The 20,277-nt window shown below is 63.5% G+C and carries 26 protein-coding genes; 14 read left to right on the top strand and 12 right to left on the bottom strand.

The window, feature by feature from the left end:
- Positions 1–253: 253 nt before the first annotated feature.
- Entirely contained in the window at positions 254–1,054 is an 801-nt protein-coding gene (locus NKI47_RS22935; RefSeq protein WP_352470839.1) for a lytic murein transglycosylase, read from the bottom strand.
- 228 nt (positions 1,055–1,282) lie between these two features.
- On the opposite strand from NKI47_RS22935, the gene NKI47_RS22930 reads away from it, so the two are divergent.
- The 7 genes from NKI47_RS22930 to rpsP all read left to right on the top strand — a co-directional run bounded on the left by NKI47_RS22930 (position 1,283) and on the right by rpsP (position 7,136).
- Positions 1,283–1,468, top strand: a complete 186-nt coding sequence (locus NKI47_RS22930) for a hypothetical protein (RefSeq protein WP_352593763.1) — start codon at positions 1,283–1,285, stop codon at positions 1,466–1,468.
- 90 nt (positions 1,469–1,558) lie between these two features.
- Entirely contained in the window at positions 1,559–2,653 is a 1,095-nt protein-coding gene (locus NKI47_RS22925) for a zinc-binding metallopeptidase family protein (RefSeq protein WP_352593762.1), read from the top strand.
- A 63-nt stretch (positions 2,654–2,716) separates the two neighbouring features.
- Complete coding sequence (locus tag NKI47_RS22920; RefSeq protein ID WP_352593761.1) at positions 2,717–3,319, top strand: DUF1236 domain-containing protein; 603 nt, start codon at positions 2,717–2,719, stop codon at positions 3,317–3,319.
- A gap of 151 nt (positions 3,320–3,470) precedes the next feature.
- Complete coding sequence (locus NKI47_RS22915) at positions 3,471–4,439, top strand: CPBP family intramembrane glutamic endopeptidase (RefSeq protein ID WP_352577282.1); 969 nt, start codon at positions 3,471–3,473, stop codon at positions 4,437–4,439.
- Positions 4,440–4,748: 309 nt separating this feature from the next.
- Positions 4,749–6,350, top strand: coding sequence for a signal recognition particle protein (gene ffh / locus NKI47_RS22910; RefSeq protein ID WP_352593760.1), 1,602 nt, complete (start codon positions 4,749–4,751; stop codon positions 6,348–6,350).
- Between the two features lie 7 nt (positions 6,351–6,357).
- The gene (locus tag NKI47_RS22905) at positions 6,358–6,684 is read left to right on the top strand and encodes a chorismate mutase (RefSeq protein ID WP_352450211.1); all 327 of its coding nucleotides are present in this window, start codon (positions 6,358–6,360) and stop codon (positions 6,682–6,684) included.
- A gap of 50 nt (positions 6,685–6,734) precedes the next feature.
- Positions 6,735–7,136 carry a 30S ribosomal protein S16 gene (gene rpsP, locus NKI47_RS22900; protein WP_352593759.1) on the top strand — a complete coding sequence of 134 codons (402 nt, stop codon included), beginning with the start codon at positions 6,735–6,737 and terminating at the stop codon, positions 7,134–7,136.
- A 72-nt stretch (positions 7,137–7,208) separates the two neighbouring features.
- Here the strand turns inward: rpsP and NKI47_RS22895 are convergent, their stop codons facing one another.
- Entirely contained in the window at positions 7,209–7,472 is a 264-nt protein-coding gene (locus tag NKI47_RS22895) for a YMGG-like glycine zipper-containing protein (RefSeq protein WP_023680734.1), read from the bottom strand.
- Between the two features lie 191 nt (positions 7,473–7,663).
- Entirely contained in the window at positions 7,664–8,074 is a 411-nt protein-coding gene (locus tag NKI47_RS22890; protein WP_352593758.1) for a DoxX family protein, read from the bottom strand.
- A 258-nt stretch (positions 8,075–8,332) separates the two neighbouring features.
- Here NKI47_RS22890 and NKI47_RS22885 point away from each other — a divergent pair, with 258 nt between their 5' ends.
- Positions 8,333–8,740, top strand: coding sequence for an ACT domain-containing protein (locus NKI47_RS22885; protein WP_352593757.1), 408 nt, complete (start codon positions 8,333–8,335; stop codon positions 8,738–8,740).
- A gap of 393 nt (positions 8,741–9,133) precedes the next feature.
- Here the strand turns inward: NKI47_RS22885 and NKI47_RS22880 are convergent, their stop codons facing one another.
- On the bottom strand, positions 9,134–10,168 hold the full coding sequence (locus NKI47_RS22880; RefSeq protein WP_023680535.1) for an aspartate-semialdehyde dehydrogenase: 1,035 nt from the start codon (positions 10,166–10,168) through the stop codon (positions 9,134–9,136).
- 105 nt (positions 10,169–10,273) lie between these two features.
- Entirely contained in the window at positions 10,274–10,423 is a 150-nt protein-coding gene (locus NKI47_RS22875) for a hypothetical protein (RefSeq protein WP_352450216.1), read from the bottom strand.
- 201 nt (positions 10,424–10,624) lie between these two features.
- Between NKI47_RS22875 and NKI47_RS22870 the strand changes: the two genes are divergently transcribed.
- Complete coding sequence (locus NKI47_RS22870) at positions 10,625–12,460, top strand: DEAD/DEAH box helicase (protein ID WP_352593756.1); 1,836 nt, start codon at positions 10,625–10,627, stop codon at positions 12,458–12,460.
- 84 nt (positions 12,461–12,544) lie between these two features.
- Positions 12,545–13,258 carry a DUF805 domain-containing protein gene (locus tag NKI47_RS22865; protein ID WP_352593755.1) on the top strand — a complete coding sequence of 238 codons (714 nt, stop codon included), beginning with the start codon at positions 12,545–12,547 and terminating at the stop codon, positions 13,256–13,258.
- Here the strand turns inward: NKI47_RS22865 and NKI47_RS22860 are convergent.
- The 6 genes from NKI47_RS22860 to leuD all read right to left on the bottom strand — a co-directional run bounded on the left by NKI47_RS22860 (position 13,179) and on the right by leuD (position 17,471).
- The gene (locus tag NKI47_RS22860) at positions 13,179–13,622 is read right to left on the bottom strand and encodes a GNAT family N-acetyltransferase (protein WP_352593754.1); all 444 of its coding nucleotides are present in this window, start codon (positions 13,620–13,622) and stop codon (positions 13,179–13,181) included. The genes NKI47_RS22865 and NKI47_RS22860 overlap by 80 nt on opposite strands.
- Positions 13,623–13,737: 115 nt before the next feature.
- Positions 13,738–14,841: a 3-isopropylmalate dehydrogenase gene (leuB, locus tag NKI47_RS22855; RefSeq protein WP_352593753.1), complete on the bottom strand. Its 1,104-nt coding sequence runs from the start codon at positions 14,839–14,841 to the stop codon at positions 13,738–13,740.
- Between the two features lie 137 nt (positions 14,842–14,978).
- Positions 14,979–15,329, bottom strand: coding sequence for a VOC family protein (locus NKI47_RS22850; RefSeq protein ID WP_352593798.1), 351 nt, complete (start codon positions 15,327–15,329; stop codon positions 14,979–14,981).
- Between the two features lie 51 nt (positions 15,330–15,380).
- Positions 15,381–15,764 (bottom strand): RidA family protein, encoded by a 384-nt coding sequence (locus NKI47_RS22845; protein WP_352470853.1) that lies wholly within the window; start codon positions 15,762–15,764, stop codon positions 15,381–15,383.
- Between the two features lie 110 nt (positions 15,765–15,874).
- Positions 15,875–16,804, bottom strand: a complete 930-nt coding sequence (locus NKI47_RS22840) for an Ivy family c-type lysozyme inhibitor (protein ID WP_352593752.1) — start codon at positions 16,802–16,804, stop codon at positions 15,875–15,877.
- A gap of 61 nt (positions 16,805–16,865) precedes the next feature.
- Positions 16,866–17,471 (bottom strand): 3-isopropylmalate dehydratase small subunit, encoded by a 606-nt coding sequence (leuD, locus tag NKI47_RS22835; RefSeq protein WP_352593751.1) that lies wholly within the window; start codon positions 17,469–17,471, stop codon positions 16,866–16,868.
- A gap of 167 nt (positions 17,472–17,638) precedes the next feature.
- Here leuD and NKI47_RS22830 point away from each other — a divergent pair, with 167 nt between their 5' ends.
- From NKI47_RS22830 to NKI47_RS22815, 4 genes are all read left to right on the top strand, one after another.
- Positions 17,639–18,064, top strand: a complete 426-nt coding sequence (locus tag NKI47_RS22830; RefSeq protein ID WP_352593750.1) for a GNAT family N-acetyltransferase — start codon at positions 17,639–17,641, stop codon at positions 18,062–18,064.
- A 92-nt stretch (positions 18,065–18,156) separates the two neighbouring features.
- Positions 18,157–18,468 carry an ArsR/SmtB family transcription factor gene (locus NKI47_RS22825; protein WP_352593797.1) on the top strand — a complete coding sequence of 104 codons (312 nt, stop codon included), beginning with the start codon at positions 18,157–18,159 and terminating at the stop codon, positions 18,466–18,468.
- Complete coding sequence (locus NKI47_RS22820; protein WP_352470856.1) at positions 18,468–18,914, top strand: SRPBCC family protein; 447 nt, start codon at positions 18,468–18,470, stop codon at positions 18,912–18,914. Before NKI47_RS22825 ends, NKI47_RS22820 begins: the two co-directional genes overlap by 1 nt.
- Before the next feature lie 180 nt (positions 18,915–19,094).
- Complete coding sequence (locus NKI47_RS22815) at positions 19,095–19,439, top strand: SRPBCC family protein (RefSeq protein ID WP_352593749.1); 345 nt, start codon at positions 19,095–19,097, stop codon at positions 19,437–19,439.
- A gap of 29 nt (positions 19,440–19,468) precedes the next feature.
- Here the strand turns inward: NKI47_RS22815 and NKI47_RS22810 are convergent.
- The coding region (locus NKI47_RS22810) for an NAD(P)/FAD-dependent oxidoreductase (RefSeq protein WP_352593748.1) at positions 19,469–20,277 on the bottom strand (809 nt) is incomplete at its 5' end.

Genomic DNA, 20,277 nt, shown 5'->3' with positions numbered 1-20,277 from the left:
CGAGAGCAGCGAGGAAGCGGACGGCATAACATTTTCCACCCGCATCGCCGTCAATGTCTCAACCGTCGATTCACATCCCGGCAAGGTGCTCGCCGGCTGTTCCTACGCGCTCGACGTGAAATAGAAAGCCCGGCGCATGGCCGGCTTTCGGTCGAATAGGGCAATTCCAGAAAAAGTGTGAAACGGTTTTTGCGTCAAAGAGATGGAACGGTTCGCCGTTTCCCTGAAACGGTAAACCGCTCTAGGATTTCTATCAGTCGGCATCGATCGCTGTGGCCATGCGGGCGATGGCCTGTTGATAGACGCTCGCGGAATTCCAGCCAGCGATTGCGCCCATATTCGCCTGCGCGCTCGCGCCGGCCCGCCAACCATGACTCTTGAGGAAGTTGGCGGTGGAAGCCAACGCAGTGCTCTTGTCGCGCAGATTTTTGTTTCCGACACCATACGTCAAAACATTTCCGGGCAGGAACTGCGTGTGGCCGATCTCGCCATGCGCGGCACCGACCGACGAGGCGCTCAACGCTCCGCGATCAACCAGCTTCAGGGCTGCAATGGCATGCGGATAGAAGAACTCCGGACGGCGACAGTCATAGGCCAGCGTTAAAATGGCGGAGACCGTATTCTGGTTGCCCATGGCGGAACCGAAGCCGGTCTCCATACCCCAGATGGCGAGCAACACGCCCGGCGACACGCCGTAATTCCGTTCGATCTTGTCGAACAGCGCAGCATTGGCCTTCTTCAGCGCACGGCCCCTGGCAATGATCGCGGACGCGCCACGGCGCTTCATGAAAGCTTCCACCGAGCCGCTGAAAGCCTTATGGATGGCGCGGTCGACGGAGATCGTCTTTGTCGCGTAGGTTGCGCGAGCCAGAGCGGCCAGACCCTTCGAGCCGACACCGTCGGCCTTCGCCTCCGCGGCGAACTCCGGTTTCCATGCCTCGAAGCCGGCGCCGCTCTTGCCACAGCTGGCCGCCGCCTGCGCGCCCGTCGCCAGCGCAAGCACCGCCACCACCGTGGCCACTACAAACATCTTCCCCTTGGCAAGAAATGCCATGCTGCTCTCCTGGTTGCCTGAATCACGTTCCCAATTGCGAACTTGCCTGCGAAACACCTGCTTGTCACTGCCCCGGACGCCGATGCACTCAATACAGCAGGAACCTCAAATCCACCACACTGGCGGACGCCCGGGAATTTGCCTACGATCAAGTAATTATTGTGGCGGGGACAGAATAAGCATGGAAGACGTTGATGTCGTGATCATCGGCGGGGCGCTGAGCGGTTTGTGTGCTATGCGGCGGCGCGGCCCGGCCGCTCGCAAGCGCGCGCCACGCTGATGCAGCCCGTGGCGGAAAAGATCTTCTTCGCCGGCGAGCATTTGGCCGGTCCGCTGATGCAGACCTGCGGCGGCGCCAGATTGTCGGGCGAGGCAGTGGCCAAGGAGGTCGTCGCCCAGCTTGCGGCAAAATAGCATCGGCCGGCAGGAACGTGGGCAGCTGACAGGCGTTTGGCGTTCTCCTGCTCGTATCGTCCTCCGCATTTCGAATGATTTGAGACGCCAATGAAGCTTTTCGACTGCCCGCATTGCGGCCACCGTCTCTATTTCGAGAACGCGCAATGCCTGAACTGCGCCAGCCTCGTGCTCTACGATCCCGAGCATGCGCGCTTCGCGCTGTCCGGCGCCGACGTCTTCCATTGCACCAATGCCGACGAATGCGCCTGCAACTGGATGGCGGAGCCCGGCCACGCCTTCTGCCGCGCCTGTGCGCTGAACCAGCTGATCCCGGATCTGTCGGTCGACGGCAACCGCCGCCGCTGGATCCGTGTCGAGGCGGCAAAGAAGCGTGCCGTCTATTCGCTGCTCGCCTTCGGCCTGCCGGTCGCACCCAAGCAGGACGTTGGCGACGAGATCGGTCTCGCTTTCGATTTTCTTGCCGATCCGATCGGCGGCGGTCCGGGCGGCGAACGTATCCTGACCGGTCATGACAACGGCCGGATCACGCTCAACGTCGCCGAGGCGGATTCGGCAGAGCGCGAACGGCGGCGCGTCGAGATGGGCGAGAACTACCGCACGCTGCTCGGCCATTTCCGCCATGAGCTCGGCCATTATTACTGGGACCGCCTGATCCGCGACGATTCGCAAAAGCTTGCCGGTTTTCGCGCTTTGTTCGGCGACGAGCGCGCCGGCTACGAACAGGCGCTGAAGACCTATTATGCCGATGGCGCGCCGCCCGACTGGCAGCAGCGCCATATCTCGGCCTATGCGACGTCGCACCCATGGGAGGACTGGGCCGAGACATGGGCGCATCACATGCACATCACCGACACGCTGGAGATGGTGCATGCCCTGAATTTCCCGCTCGGCCGGCTGGAAACCGTTGAAGCCAACGAGCTGCCGCGCGCCGATACCGGCGGCAAGCTGCAGCCGGCACCATCGGAACCCGCCTCCAGGCCAGAGCCTTTCGAAAGGATTCTCGACCGCTGGCTGGTGCTGTCGGAGGCGTCCAACTCGATCAACCGCTGCATGGGCCTGCCCGATCTCTATCCCTTCGTCATCTCGAACGTGGCGGCGCAAAAACTTGCTTTTGTTCACGAGCTTTTGACCGACCTGCCGAAAACGACTGGAACAAATCGTGAGCCGGCCGAAGCCTTTTAGCCGGAACGCATGCGGCTTTGCTTCGTTTTCCGTGCCAAGGGACTGTGAAACGGAGAGAAGACCATGAAACGCATATTGTTTCCGGCGGTGGCCGGAGCGCTCATAGCGATGTCGGGCTCTGCATTGGCCGACACCGCCGTCTCGGCCATCACTGATCTCAATGTACGCGCCGGCCCCGGCCCGCAATATCCGGTGATCGGCGTGCTCGCGGCCGGCCAGTCGGCGACGCTCGACGGCTGCATCGCCAACAGCAAATGGTGCACTATCGCCGCGGCTAACGGCCAGGGCTGGGTCTATTCCGACTATGTGACGGCCGATTTCGGCGGCAGCCGTGTGGTCCTGACACAGCGTCCGGCCAGCGCCGACATTGCCGTCGTGACGCCGCCCGCCGATAGCGCCGAATATTCCGACAGCTATACCGGAGCAATCGTCGCCGGCGAGGCGATCGAGCCTATCCGGAGACCGCCGGCCGAGATCCGTACCTATGTCCGTACGCATCGGCTCGATCCGGTCTATCTCGAGGGCGAGGTGGTCACGGGCGCGACGTTGCCCGACACCGTCGAGCTACGCGAGATTCCGGACTATGACTACCGCTACGTCTACGTGAACGGTCAGCCGGCGCTGATCGATCCGGACACAAGGCGCATCATGTACGTCGTGCGCTGACGTTACCAACAGGGCGGTCGCCCTGCAGTAGCGGCGGCCGCTCACAAACCCCGATATTGCCACAAGCCGGTATTGCCGCTGCAATACCGGTTTCCACATTGGGGCCGATGTTCTAGACCTTGCGAGCCGAAGCACCAGCCAGCGAGCCCGCGTGACGATCGACCCAACCGCCTTCCAACAGTACCGGCACACCGCCAACAACAAGACCACTTTGCCGCGGCTTCTGCTTGGAGCGGTGGTCGTCATCCTGTTCTGGCTCGGAACCACTGCCGCCGTGCTGTTCGGCGGCACCTATGCCTTTGCCGTTTGGCAGGCATCGTCTGGCACCGCCCCGCCAGGTGGAGGAGCGGTGCAGGATTTCATGGCCTCTCCTGCGGGCATCCTCGCGGCGCTGGCTTCATTTGCCGGAATCTGGCTCGGCCTTTGGGCTGCCATGCGCTGGATCCATCGCGAGAAGCTGACAGCCCTGATTGGCGTCAGCCGGCGCATTTCTTGGTCGGGGTTCCTGAAAGGACTGACTGCGGTGCTGATCACCTCGCTGCTTTCCGAGATCCTGCTTTATGGTTTGCAGCCCGACATCGCCCGCGGCGCGATCGGCCTGTCCGCGTGGCTTTCGTTCCTGATCCCGATCGCCGCCCTGACCTTTCTGCAGACATCGTCGGAGGAGATGCTGTTTCGCGGTTATCTGCTCAGGGGCCTGGCCAGCCGGTTTCAGAACCCTTTCATCTGGGCGCTGCTGCCGGGATTGCTGTTCACCTCCCTGCACTGGAGCCCAGGTTCGAGCGCTGCCATCAATGCCTGCGTGCTGGCCTCGATCGCCGCCTTTGCGCTGCTGCTGACGCTTCTGGTCTATGCAACCGGCAATCTCGGTGCCGGCTTTGGCGCCCATCTCGGCAACAATCTGACCGGCTTCCTGCTGATTTCGCACCAGCAAAGCTATAATTCCTTCGCCCTGTTCAACGCCAAGCCGCTCGAAGCCGCCGGCTGGACGACTTCAGACGCCGTCCTCATCGCTTCGATCGGCATCGTCAGTAGCCTGTTGACCGTTCTGCTGCTTTTACATCCGCGCTCACCGCTGAAGGTCGAGCCGGATATGGCGCGCGCCGGCAGCGTGCGCTGATGTGCATTGCCTGGTCGTCCTGAGCTATTTGACGCAAAGCTTGACCAAAGCTTGACTCTGCGGCCGATTTCCTGTCTACACGCCGCGAATTCCGCGACGAGTATTCCTCCGAGCAAACCGACCGGGACGCCGAAACCTCTTTGAGGTGAAGTGCTGTAAATCGATCCCGGAGGCCAACACCCGGCAGCGCTGTGCGCCCCCGGGTGCTTTTTGGCTTTGGGCTTTGCCCAGACCGGCTTTTGCTTGGACAGTTGGCGCGAACGCATTACCTCTCGGGCATCATCCGGGTGCCAGGGAAAAGGAAAAAGAATGTTTGAATCGCTACAGGAACGTCTTGGTTCGATCCTGAACGGCCTCACCGGCCGCGGCGCCTTGTCGGAGGCTGATGTCTCGGCGGCGCTGCGCGAGGTGCGCCGTGCGTTGCTTGAGGCCGACGTGGCGCTGGAAGTGGTGCGTTCCTTCACCGACAAGGTGCGCGAGAAGGCCGTCGGCGCCGCCGTGGTCAAGTCGATCAAGCCCGGCCAGATGGTCGTCAAGATCGTCCATGACGAGCTGGTCGAGATGCTCGGCGCCGAGGGCGTCGCCATCGACCTCAATGCACCGGCTCCGGTCGTCATCATGATGGTCGGCTTGCAGGGTTCCGGCAAGACGACGACCTCGGCCAAGATCGCCAGGCGCCTCGCCGACCGTCAAAACAAGAAAGTCTTGATGGCCTCGCTCGACACGCGGCGTCCCGCCGCGCAAGAGCAGCTCCGCCAGCTCGGCGAGCAGGTCAAGGTCGCCACATTGCCGATCGTCGCCGGCCAGACGCCGGTCGATATCGCCCGCCGCGCCGTGCAGGCGGCCAAGCTCGGCGGCCATGACGTCGTCATCCTCGACACCGCCGGCCGCACCCATATCGACGAGCCGTTGATGGTCGAGATGGCCGACATCAAGAAGATGTCGTCGCCGCACGAGATCCTGCTGGTCGCCGATTCGCTGACCGGCCAGGACGCCGTCAATCTGGCAAAAAGCTTCGACGAGCGCGTCGGCATCACCGGCCTCGTGCTGACCCGCATGGACGGCGACGGCCGCGGTGGTGCGGCGCTCTCGATGCGCGCCGTCACCGGTAAGCCGATCAAGCTGATCGGCACCGGCGAAAAAATGGACGCGCTGGAGGAATTCCACCCCAAGCGCATCGCCGACCGCATCCTCGGCATGGGCGACATCGTCAGCCTCGTCGAAAAGGCGGCCGAGAACATCGACGCCGAACAGGCCGCGGCGATGGCCAGGAAGATGCAGTCGGGCAAGTTCGACCTGAACGACCTCGCCGGCCAGCTTCAGCAAATGTCGAAAATGGGTGGCATGGGTGGCATCATGGGCATGATGCCCGGCATGGGCAAGATGAAGGACCAGATGGCCGCCGCCGGGCTCGACGACAAGATGTTCGGTCGCCAGCTCGCCATCATCTCGTCGATGACCAAGGCCGAGCGCGCCAACCCCGATATTCTGAAGCACTCGCGCAAGAAGCGCATCGCCGCCGGCTCGGGTACCGACGCGGCCGAAATCAACAAACTGTTGAAGATGCATCGCGGCATGGCCGACATGATGAAGGCGATGGGCGGCAAGGGCAAAGGCGGCGGCCTGATGCGCGGCATGATGGGCGGCCTCGCTTCCAAGATGGGGCTCGGCGGCATGATGCCTGGCGGCGCAGGCGGCATGATGGGCGGCGGCATGCCGGACCTCTCCAAGGTGGACCCCAAGCAGCTCGAAGCCTTGCAGAAGCAGGCCCAGGCGGCCGGGCTCGGCGGCATGAAGGGCCTGCCCGGTGGTTTTCCCGGTGGCGGTGGCCTGCCTGGGCTGCCCGGTGGCATGAAACTTCCCGGCCTGCCGGGCGGTGGCGGGCTGCCTGGCCTCGGCAAGAAGAAGTGAGGGCGCCATGAACGAAGAGAAGGACATGGCGGACGCGCGTGCGGCGCTGGCCAATTATCGCGCCTCGATCGACAATATCGACGCGGCGCTGATCCACATGCTGGCCGAGCGCTTCCGCTGCACCAAGGCAGTCGGCGTGCTGAAGGCGGAACATGGCCTGCCGCCTGCCGATCCGGCGCGCGAGCAGGAGCAGATCGCCCGTCTTCGCCAACTGGCGAAGGACGCCCATCTCGACCCGGATTTCGCGGAGAAATTCCTGAACTTCGTCGTCCGCGAAGTGATCCGCCATCACGAGCAGATCGCCGCATCCAACGGCGTAGCGAAAACCGGCTGAGGACCAGCCACCAACCGATCAACCGAATCAGAGCTTTTAGGAGAAAAGAAATGCCACTGAAAATCCGATTGGCCCGTGCGGGCTCGAAGAAGCGTCCCTATTACCATGTCGTCGTCGCCGACGCGCGTTCGCCGCGCGACGGCCGTTTCATCGAGTCGCTCGGCTCGTGGAATCCGCTGCTGCCCAAGGACGGCGAACGCGTCAAGGTCGACGCCGAGCGCGTCAAGCATTGGCTGTCGCATGGCGCCCAGCCGACCGACCGCGTGCTGCGCTTCCTCGATGAAGCCGGCATCGCCAAGCGCGAAGCCCGCTCCAACCCGAACAAGGCCGAGCCCGGCAAGAAGGCGCAGGAGCGCGCAGCCTTGCTGAAGAAGGCGCAGGAAGATGCCGCCGCGGCCGTTGCCGCCGCCGCAGCCGCGCCGGCCGAGGCGGAAGCCGCCAGCGCCGAATAAATCATCTCCACAACCACGAAACGGCGGGCCCTGCCCGCCGTTTTGCTATTGCATCCATATGATGCGGCCCGATCAATAGCCTTCCGGGCAACTCGCAACGTAGACACGACCGTTGCGATCGCGATAACGGCATTGGCCGCTTTCGCTGGCACGGCCGATCAGTGCACCGGCCAAAGCGCCGGCCGCACCGCCGATCACCGCGCCCTTGGTCGGGTTGCCGGCCACCGCAGCGCCGACCGCCGCACCGCCCAGGCCACCAACTGCCGCGCCTTGCTCAGTACGGGAGCAGGCACCGAGCGGGACCAGCAAGGCCATCAAGATCATCACCTTTTTCATTGTCGTTCCTCTCCAACAGGGTGCCGTCCTCGCCGCTGCACCCCCTAACTCGCAACCAGGCGATTTGATCCAAAGAAGAAGATCGGCTGCCGCCCGGCGGCGCTCAATTTGATCCAAAGAGTAGAAAGGCGGCGGCAGACCGCGCCCGCTCTGGCGGCGTGGCCACCATCGAACGGCTTTCGATGTCGCCGCTATTGGCTGAACGGGAACAACGCGCGCACCCTTGGATCGCGCAGATACAGGCCACCCCAGAGGACGGCGCCGAGATAGACGCCGAACAGTATGTGCGAGAACAAAGGGCTGCCGATACGCACATGCGTGGCGACGGCGCCGCCGAGATAGGCGGTGAGCAGGATGGCGCCGAGCACCGAGGTGCGTGGCAGCGCGTAAAGCGCTGTCGAGACCAATCCAATGGTGCCGAGCATGCGCGAGACATTGGCATCGGCCGGCCAGCCGAGCTGCACCATGGTCTGGGTGACGATTTCGAGCGGCGGTAGCTTGATGACGCCGTCGAAGATCATGAACAGCACGATGACGGCGCTGAGCACGCGGCTGGTCCACAGGGCACGCGGTGAGACGGGTGCTGCCTGAGACATGGTCATTGATGTTCCCTCCGGTCGTTGTGAGCACTGGCTCCTTCGCCAGCTCGAACCAAGGACGCGGCCCATGACGGCGATCCGACATGCCTCCAGTTCTTTTTCACTCCGGGGGACGGCGACCTCGGATGTACAAGTTCAGCCGGCAACGAACCTGGCAAGTCCACCTTGCGAGGTGAGATGGAGGGCGTTATTGAAAATCCGTAGGGGTGTCTTCCGACGCTCGACGGAAGCCGCCGCCTGATCGCACAACGAAAGCAACCGATGGCCGGAGAGACCGACCTGAAACAGTTGCTGGCGGCAATGACGCCGGAATTGCTTGCCGGCGTTCATGTCTTCACCACGTTGCCACCCGATGCGCCCGTTCCCGACAGGCTCCACCCGGTGATGCTATTTCGCGAGCGCGAGGGCACGACGCTGATCGTGCTTGAAGACCATGCCAAGGCCGCTGGACTGAAAACCGTGTTCCGCTGCCGGATGCTGACGCTGAACATCCATTCGTCGCTGGAAGCGGTCGGCTTCCTCGCCGCCATCACCGCGCGGCTGGCCACCGCCGGCATCGGCGTCAATCCGGTCTCGGCCTTCTACCACGACCATTTGTTCGTGCCCGCCGACCGGGCGGAGGAGGCGCTGAAGTTGCTGTTGGACCTAGCGGAGGAGAACCGGCTGTGACGCCGTCGCCTTGCTGCCTATTTGGACGCCTGTGCCCCTCATCCGCCTTCCGGCACCTTGTCCCCGTGAACGGGGAGAAGGGCGCTAACGGCCGAAGGCCGAGCCCGCGACTGCGGGCCGCCGGCCTTCCGGCGCCCCCGCGGAGGCCAGCCGCGTAGCGGCTATACGGCCGTGAGCGAAACAACCGCCAAAGGCCGAGCCCGCGACTGCGGGCCGCCGGTCGTCCGGTGCCCCCGCGGAGGGCCAGCCGCGACAGCAGCGATACGGCCGTGAGCGGAAAAGCAAGCTGAGCAAAAATCGCGGCCGAAGGCCGAGCCTGCGACCGCAGGCCGCCGGTCGTCCGGCGTCCCCGCGGAGGCCAGCCGCGCTAGCGGCGATACGGCCGTGAGCGAACTATGCCGCCTTCTTCTTCGGCTGGATCAGCCCGCGCTCGACCAGCAGCTCGGCGATCTGCACCGCATTGAGTGCCGCGCCCTTGCGCAGATTGTCGGAGACGATCCACATCGACAGGCCGTTGTCGATGGTCGAGTCCTCGCGGATACGCGAGATGAAGGTGGCGTCCTCGCCGGCCGATTCCAGCGGCGTGATGTAGCCGCCGTCCTCGCGCTTGTCGATGACCTGGCAGCCCGGCGCCTCGCGCAGGATCTCGCGCGCCTCATCTGCGGTGATCGGCTTCTCGAACTCGATGTTGACCGCTTCCGAATGGCCGATGAACACCGGTACGCGCACGCAGGTCGCCGTCAGCTTGATCTTCGGGTCGAGCATCTTCTTGGTCTCGGCCACCATCTTCCACTCTTCCTTGGTGAAGCCGTCGTCGAGGAAGACGTCGATATGCGGGATGACGTTGAAGGCGATACGCTTGGTGAACTTCTTGACGTCGACCTGGTCGGCGACAAACACCGCGCGCGTCTGCGTGAACAATTCGTCCATGCCTTCCTTGCCGGCGCCGGAGACCGACTGGTAGGTGGCGACGACGACGCGCTTGATGGTGGCCGCGTCATGCAGCGGCTTCAGCGCCACGACCAGCTGCGCCGTCGAGCAGTTCGGGTTGGCGATGATGTTCTTGCGCGTGAACAGCGAGATCGCATCCGGGTTCACTTCCGGAACGATCAGCGGCACGTCCTGGTCGTAACGGAAGGCCGACGAATTGTCGATGACGACGCAGCCCTGCTTGCCGATCTTCGGCGACCATTCCTTGGAGACGTTGCCGCCGGCCGACATGATGCAGATGTCGGTGTCTGAAAAATCATATTGGTCGAGCGCCCTGACCTTCAGCGTGCGGTCGCCGAACGACACTTCCGTGCCCTGGCTGCGCCGCGAGGCCAGCGCCACCACCTCGCTCACCGGAAAGCCGCGTTCCTCCAGTATGTTGAGCATTTCCCGGCCCACATTGCCCGTGGCGCCGACGATCGCAACCTTGAAACTCATCGAAATCTCCTGTCCCTCTCCGCTCGGTTCTGGAGAAAACCCGCCGGCCGATGCGGGTTTCAACCCCCGGGCCGGACCCGGGAGAGGGTGGTTAGGCCAAGGGAATCAGACCGTTTTGGTGGTCGTTTTGCCGGTTTTTTTGAGCAAGAACGTGATTTTGCTGGAACGAGGAGACGCAGCGACGCGCCCGGCCCAATGGTTCGCATTGGGGCCGGGGATGTCGAAGGCAGAAAGCGCCATCAAAAGGCCGCGCATCGAAAACTATCCCGTTCGGTGCCGGCTTTTACGCGGTTTACGTCTAGAGTCAATCGCAACCAGGCCGACCCGCCCGCCCTGTACAATGACGGCGGCACCAAGTACGAACGAGCATCGTCTGGCTCGTGGCGCCCGTCTGTGGCGCTTGCCGACATTTGACCCGTCGCCGGGTATTCAGAATCCGAATTTCGAAAGAGCAAGATGTCCAATTTCGAAGCTATTGTTCCCGCGCTGGCAAAGGCGCTGGAAAAACGCGGCTATGTCGAGCTGACGCCGGTGCAGAAGGCCGTTCTCGAGCTTGGCCAGGCCGATGCGCTGGTTTCGGCCCAGACCGGCTCCGGCAAGACCGTCGCCTTCGGTCTGGCTTTGGCGCCGACCCTTCTCGATGGCGCGGAGCGCTTTTCCCACGCGGCGGCACCCCTGGCGCTGGCCGTGGCGCCGACGCGGGAGTTGGCCCTGCAGGTAACGCGCGAGCTGGAATGGCTCTACGAACTGACCGGCGCCACGGTGGCGTCCTGTGTCGGCGGCATGGACATGCGCACCGAACGGCGCGCGCTGGAGCGCGGCGCCCATATCGTCGTGGGCACGCCCGGCCGCCTGCGCGATCACATCACCCGCAATTCGCTCGACATGTCGGCGCTCAAGGCAGTGGTGCTCGACGAGGCCGACGAGATGCTCGATCTCGGCTTTCGCGAGGATCTGGAATTCATCCTCGATGCCGCACCCGCCGATCGCCGCACGCTGATGTTTTCCGCGACCGTGCCGCGCTCCATCGCCACGCTGGCCAAAGGCTACCAGCGCGATGCGGTACGCATCTCGGCCTCCGGTGAGGAAAAGCAGCATCTCGACATCGAATACCGGGCGCTGAGCGTCGCCCAGGCGGATCGCGAAAACGCCATCATCAACGTGCTGCGCTTTTACGAGGCCAAGAACGCGCTGGTGTTCTGCAACACGCGCGCCGCCGTCAACCATTTGACGGCGCGCTTCAACAATCGCAACTTTTCCGTCGTGGCGCTGTCCGGCGAGCTTAGCCAGAACGAGCGCAGCCACGCGCTACAGGCGATGCGCGACGGCCGCGCCAAGGTCTGCATCGCCACCGACGTCGCGGCACGCGGCATCGACCTGCCCAATCTCGAGCTGGTGATCCATGCCGACCTGCCGACCAACCCGGAAACGCTCCTGCACCGAAGCGGACGCACGGGTCGTGCGGGACGCAAGGGCGTCAGCGCGCTGATCGTGCCCAATAGTGCCCGCAGGCGCACCGAGCGGCTGCTGCAAAGTGCCGGCCTTGCGGCAACCTGGGCGAGCCCGCCGTCGGCCGACGACGTGATACGGCGCGACGACGAGCGCATTCTCGCTGATCCGGTCTTCAGCGAGCCTATGAAGGATGAGGAGCGCGGCTTCGTCGAGGCGCTTCTCGATCAGCACGGGCCCGAACAGGTTGCTGCCGCCTTCGTGCGGATGTGCCGCTCCAGCCACTCGGCGCCGGAGGATCTTCTCGACGTGGCAGCGTTCACGCCGTCGGGCGAAAAATTTGCGCGGCGGGACGAGACACCGAGCCGCCGCGACGATTTCGGCGACAGCGTCTGGTTCTCGCTGTCGGTCGGACGCCGGCAGAATGCCGAGCCGCGCTGGCTGATCCCGATGCTGTGCCGGACAGGCGGCATTTCCAAGCGCGAGATCGGCGCCATCAAGATGCAGCCGGAGGAAACCTTCGTGCAGATCGCGGCGGACTGGGCCGAGCGTTTCCTCGCTGCGATCGGCCCCGACCGGAAGCTGCAGGGCAACATTGCGGTCAAGCGGCTGGACGGCACGCCGGATTTGTCGCGGGCCGGCTATCAGGAACCACGGCCCGACAAGAAGCCGCACCGCGGCAAGCGCACCTTCGATCAGAACACGCCCAAATTCGAGAAGCGCGCACCGGCCGACCAGCGCCCGGCATTCGAGGCGAAGCCCTGGGCCGGGAAACCGGCCAAGGCGAAGTTCGAAGGCGGACCTGCGAAACACAAGAAATCGAAGAACGGCCGGGGTAAATAGCCAGCACTCTCCATTTCCGCACGCCCCTTGCGGTCTGCCGGAACTTTGCACAGTCTGGGGCGGGGAAATGGGGGTGGGCAGGACATGCGCGGCGAAGTTCTTCATTACGACGAAGACCAGGGTTTCGGCTTCATCACCGGAGCCGACGGCAACCGCTACACTTTGGCGCGCGAAGATTTGCGCCGCGAAGCATCGGTTGCCGGAGGTACGACCGTCGAATTCCAGCCGGCTGGCGGACGGGCACGCGATGTTTTTGCGATCCGCGCCCAACCTGCCAGCGCGCCCACCGACGCCTCCACTGTAACCGCCGCGCCGTCTCAGGCCGGCAATGCGCCAGCGGCACGTCAGCCGCAACATTTCGGCCGTTCCGCTGAACAAAGTCCGGCCGAATCGGCCGGCCTGTGGAGCTACTTCTGGCGGGGTCTGACCGAGAATTACTTCAACTTCGCCGGCCGTGCCCGCCGCAAAGAGTATTGGGGCTATTGTCTGTTCTGGACGATCGCGCTGATCGTGGTCATAGGACTCGGCGTCTTTATCGACCACGCCATGGGCAATCTCGACAACAGTGAATTGCCGGCAGTGACGGTCGGCCTTTCCGGTCTCTTCCTGCTGGCGACAGCCCTGCCGTGGTTCGGGCTGAACGTGCGTCGCCTGCACGATACCGGCCTGACCGGCTGGCTCTTCCTGCTCTTCCTGATCCCGACCTTCGGCACCGTGATCATCCTGATCTTTGCGCTGATCCCGACCCAGCCGCGCGAGAACAAGTGGGGTCCGGTGCCGGCGGGCGTCGGGGTTTAGCGATCGCCTTCAGCGCCTCGCTCGAAAGCCTGAGGAAGACCTTCTGGCCCTGGCGCTCCGCGCCGAGTCCGACGTAGAAGCGCAGCGCGCCTTCGTTCCAGTCCTCCGTGGTCAGATCGATACGGCCGATGCCTTCGCGCATGCAATTGCCGGCGAGGAATGCCATCAGCGCTCGACCGACACCGTCATCGCGGGCGGTATCGCGCACGAACAGGTCCTTGAGGAACAGCAGCCGCTCGAGATCGATGCCGGGATGCGCGATCGCAACCGAGGCCAGCCCGCAAACTTCGCCATCGACGAAGGCGAGCGCAAAATGCGGATAGGATGGGCTTTCGTCGCCAAGCCATTTCTGCGCCGCCGACAAAACCTGGCTGGCGTCGAGTGGCGGTTACCGGTAATGCACCGCCATTTCGCAAAGCACGGTGGCGAGTGCCGCCGCATCCCCAGTCGTCGCCCAGCGGACGCCGACCGCCATAGGATCAGCCCAGGAACTTGGCGATGATCGCGTCGCCCATCTCAGCGGTGCCGACCTCGGTCATCCCCGGCGAATGAATATCCCTGGTGCGCAAGCCCTGATCGAGCACGGCGGCGATCGCGCCTTCCAGCCGGTCGGCCTCTTCAACCATGCCGAAGGAATAGCGCATGCACATGGCGAAGGAGGCGATCATGGCGATCGGATTGGCGATGCCCTTGCCGGCGATGTCGGGCGCCGAGCCGTGCACCGGCTCGTAGAGCGCCTTGCGCTTTTTTGTCTTCGCATCCGGCGCGCCGAGCGAGGCCGACGGCAGCATGCCGATCGAGCCGGTCAGCATGGCGGCGATGTCGGACAGCATGTCGCCGAACAGATTGTCGGTGACGATGATGTCGAACTGCTTCGGCCAGCGCACCAGCTGCATGCCGCCAGCATCGGCCAACATGTGATCGAGCTTGACGTCGGCATACCTGGCCTTGTGCGTCTGGGTGACGACCTCGTTCCACAGCACGCCCGACTTCATCACATTGCGCTTTTCCATCGAGGTGACTTGGTTCTTGCGCGTGCGCGCCAATTCGAAGGCAACGCCCGAAATGCGCTCGATCTCGAACGTATCGTATATTTGGGTGTCGATGCCGCGCTTCTGGCCGTTGCCGAGGTCGATGATCTGCTTAGGCTCGCCGAAATAGACGCCGCCGGTGAGCTCGCGCACGATCAGGATATCGAGCCCCTCGACCACCTCCTGCTTCAGCGAGGAGGACGCCGCCAGCGCCGGATAGCAGATTGCCGGCCTGAGATTGGCAAACAGCTCCATGTCCTTGCGCAGCCGCAGCAGACCCGCCTCCGGGCGCACCTCGTAAGGCACGGCATCCCATTTCGGCCCGCCGACGGCGCCGAACAGCACCGCGTCCGCCGCCATTGCCTTGGCCATGTCGGCATCGGAGATCGCCGCGCCATGTGCGTCGTAAGCGCAACCGCCGACAAGGCCCTCATCGGTGACGAAATCGCTGCCGAGCCTGTCGTTCATGGCGGCGATCAATTTCTTCACCTCGGCCATCGCCTCGGGGCCGATGCCGTCGCCGGCAAGCAGGAGAAGATTTTTCGAAGCCATGAGAACCGTCCCGATTGTGTCGTGAGCCGCGGCCTTGCTAAACGCCAAGCAGCCGGCGCGCAAGCCCGCGGTTCAGAGCATCGGACCCAAAAAGTGGAAACCGGTTTTGGGAGAATCCGATGCTCAAGACAAAACGCCTACAGATGCGAAAGGATATTGACCAGCCTGCCGAACGGGTCGCGTACGAAGAAGCGCCGCACGCCCCAGGGTTCGTCCGCCGGACCGTATTCGATGGCAAAGCCGGCCGTCCTCATGCTTTCAAGCGCGGCATCGACGTCGTCGACTTCGATAGAGATGTCCGGCACCGGCGTTCCTGATCCCCCTTCGGCCATGAAACTGACCTGCACGGACATCGTCTCTTGCGAGCCGTAGGTAGCGATCCAGCCCATATTCATCTTGAGATCGAGGCCGAGCACATCCTGATAGAAGGGTTTTGCCGCCGCGATATCCTGCGTGTCTATGTTTGCAACGATGCGCCTGACCTTCACCATGGGCCGATCCTCGTGCTAACCGTGTCGTTGTCGCAACCGTGACAGGCATCAGGCTGTGCGCCGCAGCGCCGTCACCTCGATCTCGATCTTCATCTCCGGCTTGTTGAGCTGGCACACGATCATCGTTGCCGCCGGCCTGATCTCGCCAAAGGCCTCGCCGAGGATCGGGAACACCACATCCACGAAAGCCGCATCGGTGATATAGTAATGTGCCCGCACCACATCGGCCATCTCGAAGCCGCCGTCCCCGAGCGCCTTGGCGATCGTCGCCAGGCAATTGCGCGTTTGTGCCTCTACGGTCTCCGGCATCGACATGGTCGCATAATCGTAGCCGGTCGTTCCGGACACGAAACACCAGTCGCCCTGCACCACGGCGCGCGAATAGCCGGCGGTCTTCTCGAAGGGCGAACCGGTGGAGATCAGTTTTCGCATAGGTCCTCCTTTTTTGCAGCGTAGGCGGTTTGGCGAAAGCGGCGGTGGCGGCCGATCTCCCCCCAAGTGGGGAGATGTCCGGGGCGCGCGAAGGATCGCGGCAGAACGATCTAATTCGCCGACCCCAGCGCCTTGTCCAGCGCTTCCTTGACGTCGGCCGGCCATGTACTCACCGCTGGCCACGCGTCCGGCTCGGGCTTGTCGCCGCGGCGGGCGAAATAGAGCTTCTGGTTGACCGGGTCAACGGCCATGAAGCCGTCATTGCCGCCGCAATCATGCGGCACGCAGCCGCTGGCAAAAAAGGCGCCCGAAGCGGTCTCCTCAGTACCGCCGCCGACCAGCAGGCTGGTCGCCATGTCGGGCATGTCCTTGCCGAGCAGCGTCTCGGCTAGCCTGTAGACGGCCTCGTTGTGAAAGGCATCAATGATATTGTCGTATTTCGACGGATCGACGTCTTTCCAGTCGGTGCCCGGCTCCGGCATGTAGGTCAGATTACCGGACGTCGTCAGTCCGTCCGTCGGCGACCATTGCAGCGCCGGCTTGGAATCACCCGGCAGCAGATAGGGCACGAAATAGATGGCCCTGTCGGAGATCGCGGCCGGCGGCGCGCCGCATTCATCCTGCTCGACCGTGGTCGTCTGGATCGTGCCGCCTTCCGGCTTCCACACGATCACCTTGGCCGGGCCGCATTGATTGCCGCCGTCGCCGACATCGACCAGCGCCACCTTAACGCCGCCGACCTCGACGATCTTGTCGAAGAAGACGTCGTAATTGCGCGCCAGTTCCTTGCCGTCGAAGGCGAGCACCCGTTCCCCGTACTCTTCCTCCTGGGTGACAGTCAGTTGGCCGCCCTCGAACGGGATCGGCGCCTGTTTGTCATTGTCGGCTAGGGCCGCATTGCTCAACGCGCCCTGGTCGGCGGCCCCGCCGGACGCATCGTCAGCCGGCACGAGCACCATGTCGGTCTGTGCATGCGCGCCTGCGACCGGCATCAGAATCCACGCCAGCGCGCAGGCCCCGGCAAGAAGCGAACGTGTCATGACTGTCCCCTCCGTTCAGCCGCCACGAACCCGGCCTGTCGCGGCCAGGTCATCGTACCGCTCAGGCCCAGGGGCGCTCAGCAGCGTTCTTCTTCTCGAACGAAGCGATGGCGCCGGCCTTCTCCATGGTCAGGCCGATATCGTCGAGGCCGTTCAAGAGGCAGTGGCGCTTGAATTCGTCGAGGTCGAACTTGACCACGCCGCCGTCCGGCCCGCGGATTTCCTTGGCTTCGAGATCAACCGACAGCGTCGCGTTGGAACCGCGCGAGGCATCGTCTATCAGCTTCTCCAGGTTTTCCGGGCTGACGGTGATCGGCAAGATGCCGTTCTTGAAGCAGTTATTGTAGAAAATGTCGGCGAACGAGGTCGAGATGACGCAGCGGATGCCGAAATCGAGCAGCGCCCACGGCGCATGTTCCCGGCTCGAGCCGCAGCCGAAATTGTCGCCGGCGACCAGGATCTGCGCCTTGCGGTAGGCCGGCTTGTTGAGCACGAAGTCCGGGTTTTCCGAGCCGTCGTCCTTGTAACGCATTTCGGCGAACAGGCCGGTGCCGAGCCCCGTGCGCTTGATCGTCTTGAGATAATCCTTGGGGATGATCATGTCGGTGTCGACATTGACGATCGGCATCGGCGCGGCGACACCGGTGAGCTTGGTGAATTTTTCCATGGTTCTTGCCCGTCTTCTTCTCGTTGCGGGGAATTGCTGGCGCTCGGTTTACACAATGCCGCGGGCAAATAAAAGACGGCTGATTTTGGACTTCCGTCGTCGATCGAAACACAAAATCGGTACAAAACAGCTTCAAAACCACCAGCCCATGGTGCACTTTTGTCGACATGACAACGCGATCCACGATCCTTTACGCCAGCGAACCGGGCCTCGGCATCGCCGAGTTCCGCCGCGTTCTGGTGGAATCCGGCCTCGGCGAGACACGGCCCGTCGATGATCATGCCCGTTTGAAGGCGATGCTCACGAGTGCCGACCTGGTGCTCACCGCGCGCATCGATGCACCGGGCAAGCCGCTGGTTGGTGTCGCTCGCGGCATCACCGACTTTTCCTGGGTCTGCTATATCTCCGAGCTCGCTGTTTCTGCATCGGCGCAAGGGCTGGGTATCGGCAAGGGCCTGATGGATGAGGCACGCCGGCAACTCGGACCTTCCGTTGCCATCAGCCTGATCTCCATGCCCGACGCCGTCGGCTTCTATGAGCGTATCGGCATGGAGCGCATGCCCAACGCATTCTGGTTCGGCCGCAAGCGCTGAAATCCACTCCCAGCGACCTCAACCCGCGCATTCTTGGCTAGGGTTCTGCCTCTTGACATGCAACCAAATGGTTGCATATTAGAGTCATGAGCATGGATGCCGTCTTTCGCGCCTTGGCCGACCCGACACGCCGGCAATTGCTGGACAGCCTTCATGCCAGGAACGGGCAGACGCTGAACGCGCTGTGCGGTGAGATGGACATGACGCGCCAGGCGGTGACCAAGCATCTGGCGATCCTGGAAGAAGCAAACCTCGTCACCACCATCCGCAAGGGACGCGAGAAGCAACATTATCTGAATTCCGTTCCCATCAACGAGATCGCCGAACGCTGGATCGGCAAATTCGAGCGGGGGCGACTGGGCGCCCTCAGCGATTTGAAGAAACGCCTCGAAAGGGAAGACTGATGAGCAACATTTTCGTTTATGTCACCTACATCCGCACCTCGCCCGAAAAACTCTGGCAAGCACTGACCGAGCCGGAGTTCCAGCGGCAATATTTCCTCGGCGCCCAGATGCTAAGCGACTGGAAACAAGGTTCGGCGTGGAAGATGGTTTACACCGACGGCCGCGTCACCGACAGCGGCGAGGTCCTCGAGATCGATCCACCCAAGCGCATCGTGCTCAAATGGCGCAACGAGTTCATGCCCGAGGTCAAGGCGGACGGCTACACACGCTGCACCTTCGCCATCGAGCAGGAGGGCGAGATGATGAAGCTCGCCATCACACACGAAGCCGATGGACCGCACAAGCTGCTTGGCCATGTGGCGAACGGCTGGCCGCTCATCCTGTCCAGCCTGAAGAGCTTGCTCGAAACCGGCAAAGGCCTGTCGCGCCCGGCGTCGAAGGCTTGAGGTCGTTTCGATAGCGAAACGTTTCTGGAGGACAGGTGATGCACGGTTCCGCGGTGCACAGCATGACCAATGGCGAGACCGTCATGGCGAGCGCCGATGTTTGCGCGCCGCCCGAGCGGATCTTTGACGCGCTCGTTACACGCGAGGTCGAGCGCTGGTGGGTCCGCCAAGACCTACCGGATGACCGGATGGGCGGCCGACCTCCGCGTCGGCGGCCGCTGGAGCATCACCGTCGAGACGGCGGCCGGCAGACACCTGCCCGCCAGTGGCGAATTCCTGGAGATCGAAGAGCCGCGCCGGATCGTGCAGACGCGCAGATACGACTGGGATCATCCGACGCTTGGCCGCCGCGAAACCAAAGTCGCCTGGCTGCTGGAGCCGATCGCCGGCGGCACGCGCGTCACCATCTGCCATGGCGGCTTTGCCGGCCTCGCTGACGCTGCAACAGAGCACGCGGAAGGCTGGGGTAGGGTGCTGGGCTGGCTTCAGGCGTATCTTGGTGCAGGCGGCTTGGTGGCGGCCTAACCCAACGGTAGCATCCCTTCGCGCAAGCGTTAAATTACATTCAATTCCCGGAACGGCCGCCCGTCGGCGATCCGGCTGTACCCGAACGCCGAGCAATCCACCGTGCGATAGCCGCCATGCACGATCAGTTCGGCCAGCGCCTTGCCGACCGCCGGAGCCTGCTGCAAGCCGTGGCCGGAAAAACCGTTGGCGAAGAGGAAATTGCCGACCTCGGGATGCGGGCCGATCACCGCGTTCTGGTCGAGCGTGTTGTAGTCGTAATGGCCGACCCAGGCGCGCGTCGGCTTGATCGCCTCGAAGGCCGGAATGCGGGTCGCCAGCACCGGCCAGATCACCTCTTCGAACAGCGGCCAGTCGGGGTCGAAGTCGGCGGGGTCGGCCGGTCCTTCGCCCTCTTCCGGCTCGGCGCCGCCGGTGATGTAGACCGAGCCCTCCGGCCGGACATAGATGCCGCTCGGGTCGACCAGCAGCGGCATGTCGTCATATTTTTCGCGCGCCTCGAAGACGAAGACATTGCGCTTGCGCGGCTCCACCGGCAGCGCCAGCCCGGCCATTGCTGCCACCTTGCCGGCATTCGGCCCGGCGGCGTTAACGACGGTGCCGGCCTCGAGCCGCTCGCCATTGTCGAGGGTCACACCGGCGACGCGCTTCCCCTGCCGCTCGATACCGGTCACCGACGCAGTGATGAAATCGATGTTCTTGCTTCGCAGTGCCTTGCGGAACAGCATCAGCATAGCATGCGCGTCGAACCAGCCTTCGCCGCTGCGGCCATAGGCGCCGGCGGAAATGCCCTCGACCGACAGCCACGGAAAGCGGCGGACGAGCGCCTCGGCATCCT

The organism is Mesorhizobium sp. M0633, from assembly GCF_040320645.1.
GTDB lineage: Bacteria > Pseudomonadota > Alphaproteobacteria > Rhizobiales > Rhizobiaceae > Mesorhizobium.
Note: the sequence above shows the minus strand (reverse complement) of the source record. Positions and strands in the feature narration are given on the sequence as shown.

Bases quoted from the DNA above. Each gene is read 5' to 3' on its own strand.
- NKI47_RS22830 (WP_352593750.1), top strand. From the start codon at position 17,639: ATGACAACGCGATCCACGATCCTTTACGCCAGCGAACCGGGCCTCGGC.
- leuD (WP_352593751.1), bottom strand. From the start codon at position 17,471: ATGGAAAAATTCACCAAGCTCACCGGTGTCGCCGCGCCGATGCCGATC.
- NKI47_RS22845 (WP_352470853.1), bottom strand. From the start codon at position 15,764: ATGCGAAAACTGATCTCCACCGGTTCGCCCTTCGAGAAGACCGCCGGC.
- NKI47_RS22905 (WP_352450211.1), top strand. From the start codon at position 6,358: ATGAACGAAGAGAAGGACATGGCGGACGCGCGTGCGGCGCTGGCCAAT.
- leuB (WP_352593753.1), bottom strand. From the start codon at position 14,841: ATGGCTTCGAAAAATCTTCTCCTGCTTGCCGGCGACGGCATCGGCCCC.
- NKI47_RS22875 (WP_352450216.1), bottom strand. From the start codon at position 10,423: ATGCGCGGCCTTTTGATGGCGCTTTCTGCCTTCGACATCCCCGGCCCC.
- NKI47_RS22840 (WP_352593752.1), bottom strand. From the start codon at position 16,804: ATGACACGTTCGCTTCTTGCCGGGGCCTGCGCGCTGGCGTGGATTCTG.
- NKI47_RS22815 (WP_352593749.1), top strand. From the start codon at position 19,095: ATGACCGGATGGGCGGCCGACCTCCGCGTCGGCGGCCGCTGGAGCATC.
- NKI47_RS22880 (WP_023680535.1), bottom strand. From the start codon at position 10,168: ATGAGTTTCAAGGTTGCGATCGTCGGCGCCACGGGCAATGTGGGCCGG.
- NKI47_RS22890 (WP_352593758.1), bottom strand. From the start codon at position 8,074: ATGACCATGTCTCAGGCAGCACCCGTCTCACCGCGTGCCCTGTGGACC.
- NKI47_RS22820 (WP_352470856.1), top strand. From the start codon at position 18,468: ATGAGCAACATTTTCGTTTATGTCACCTACATCCGCACCTCGCCCGAA.
- ffh (WP_352593760.1), top strand. From the start codon at position 4,749: ATGTTTGAATCGCTACAGGAACGTCTTGGTTCGATCCTGAACGGCCTC.
- NKI47_RS22865 (WP_352593755.1), top strand. From the start codon at position 12,545: ATGCGCGGCGAAGTTCTTCATTACGACGAAGACCAGGGTTTCGGCTTC.
- NKI47_RS22885 (WP_352593757.1), top strand. From the start codon at position 8,333: ATGGCCGGAGAGACCGACCTGAAACAGTTGCTGGCGGCAATGACGCCG.
- NKI47_RS22925 (WP_352593762.1), top strand. From the start codon at position 1,559: ATGAAGCTTTTCGACTGCCCGCATTGCGGCCACCGTCTCTATTTCGAG.
- rpsP (WP_352593759.1), top strand. From the start codon at position 6,735: ATGCCACTGAAAATCCGATTGGCCCGTGCGGGCTCGAAGAAGCGTCCC.
- NKI47_RS22895 (WP_023680734.1), bottom strand. From the start codon at position 7,472: ATGAAAAAGGTGATGATCTTGATGGCCTTGCTGGTCCCGCTCGGTGCC.
- NKI47_RS22935 (WP_352470839.1), bottom strand. From the start codon at position 1,054: ATGGCATTTCTTGCCAAGGGGAAGATGTTTGTAGTGGCCACGGTGGTG.
- NKI47_RS22920 (WP_352593761.1), top strand. From the start codon at position 2,717: ATGAAACGCATATTGTTTCCGGCGGTGGCCGGAGCGCTCATAGCGATG.
- NKI47_RS22825 (WP_352593797.1), top strand. From the start codon at position 18,157: ATGGATGCCGTCTTTCGCGCCTTGGCCGACCCGACACGCCGGCAATTG.
- NKI47_RS22870 (WP_352593756.1), top strand. From the start codon at position 10,625: ATGTCCAATTTCGAAGCTATTGTTCCCGCGCTGGCAAAGGCGCTGGAA.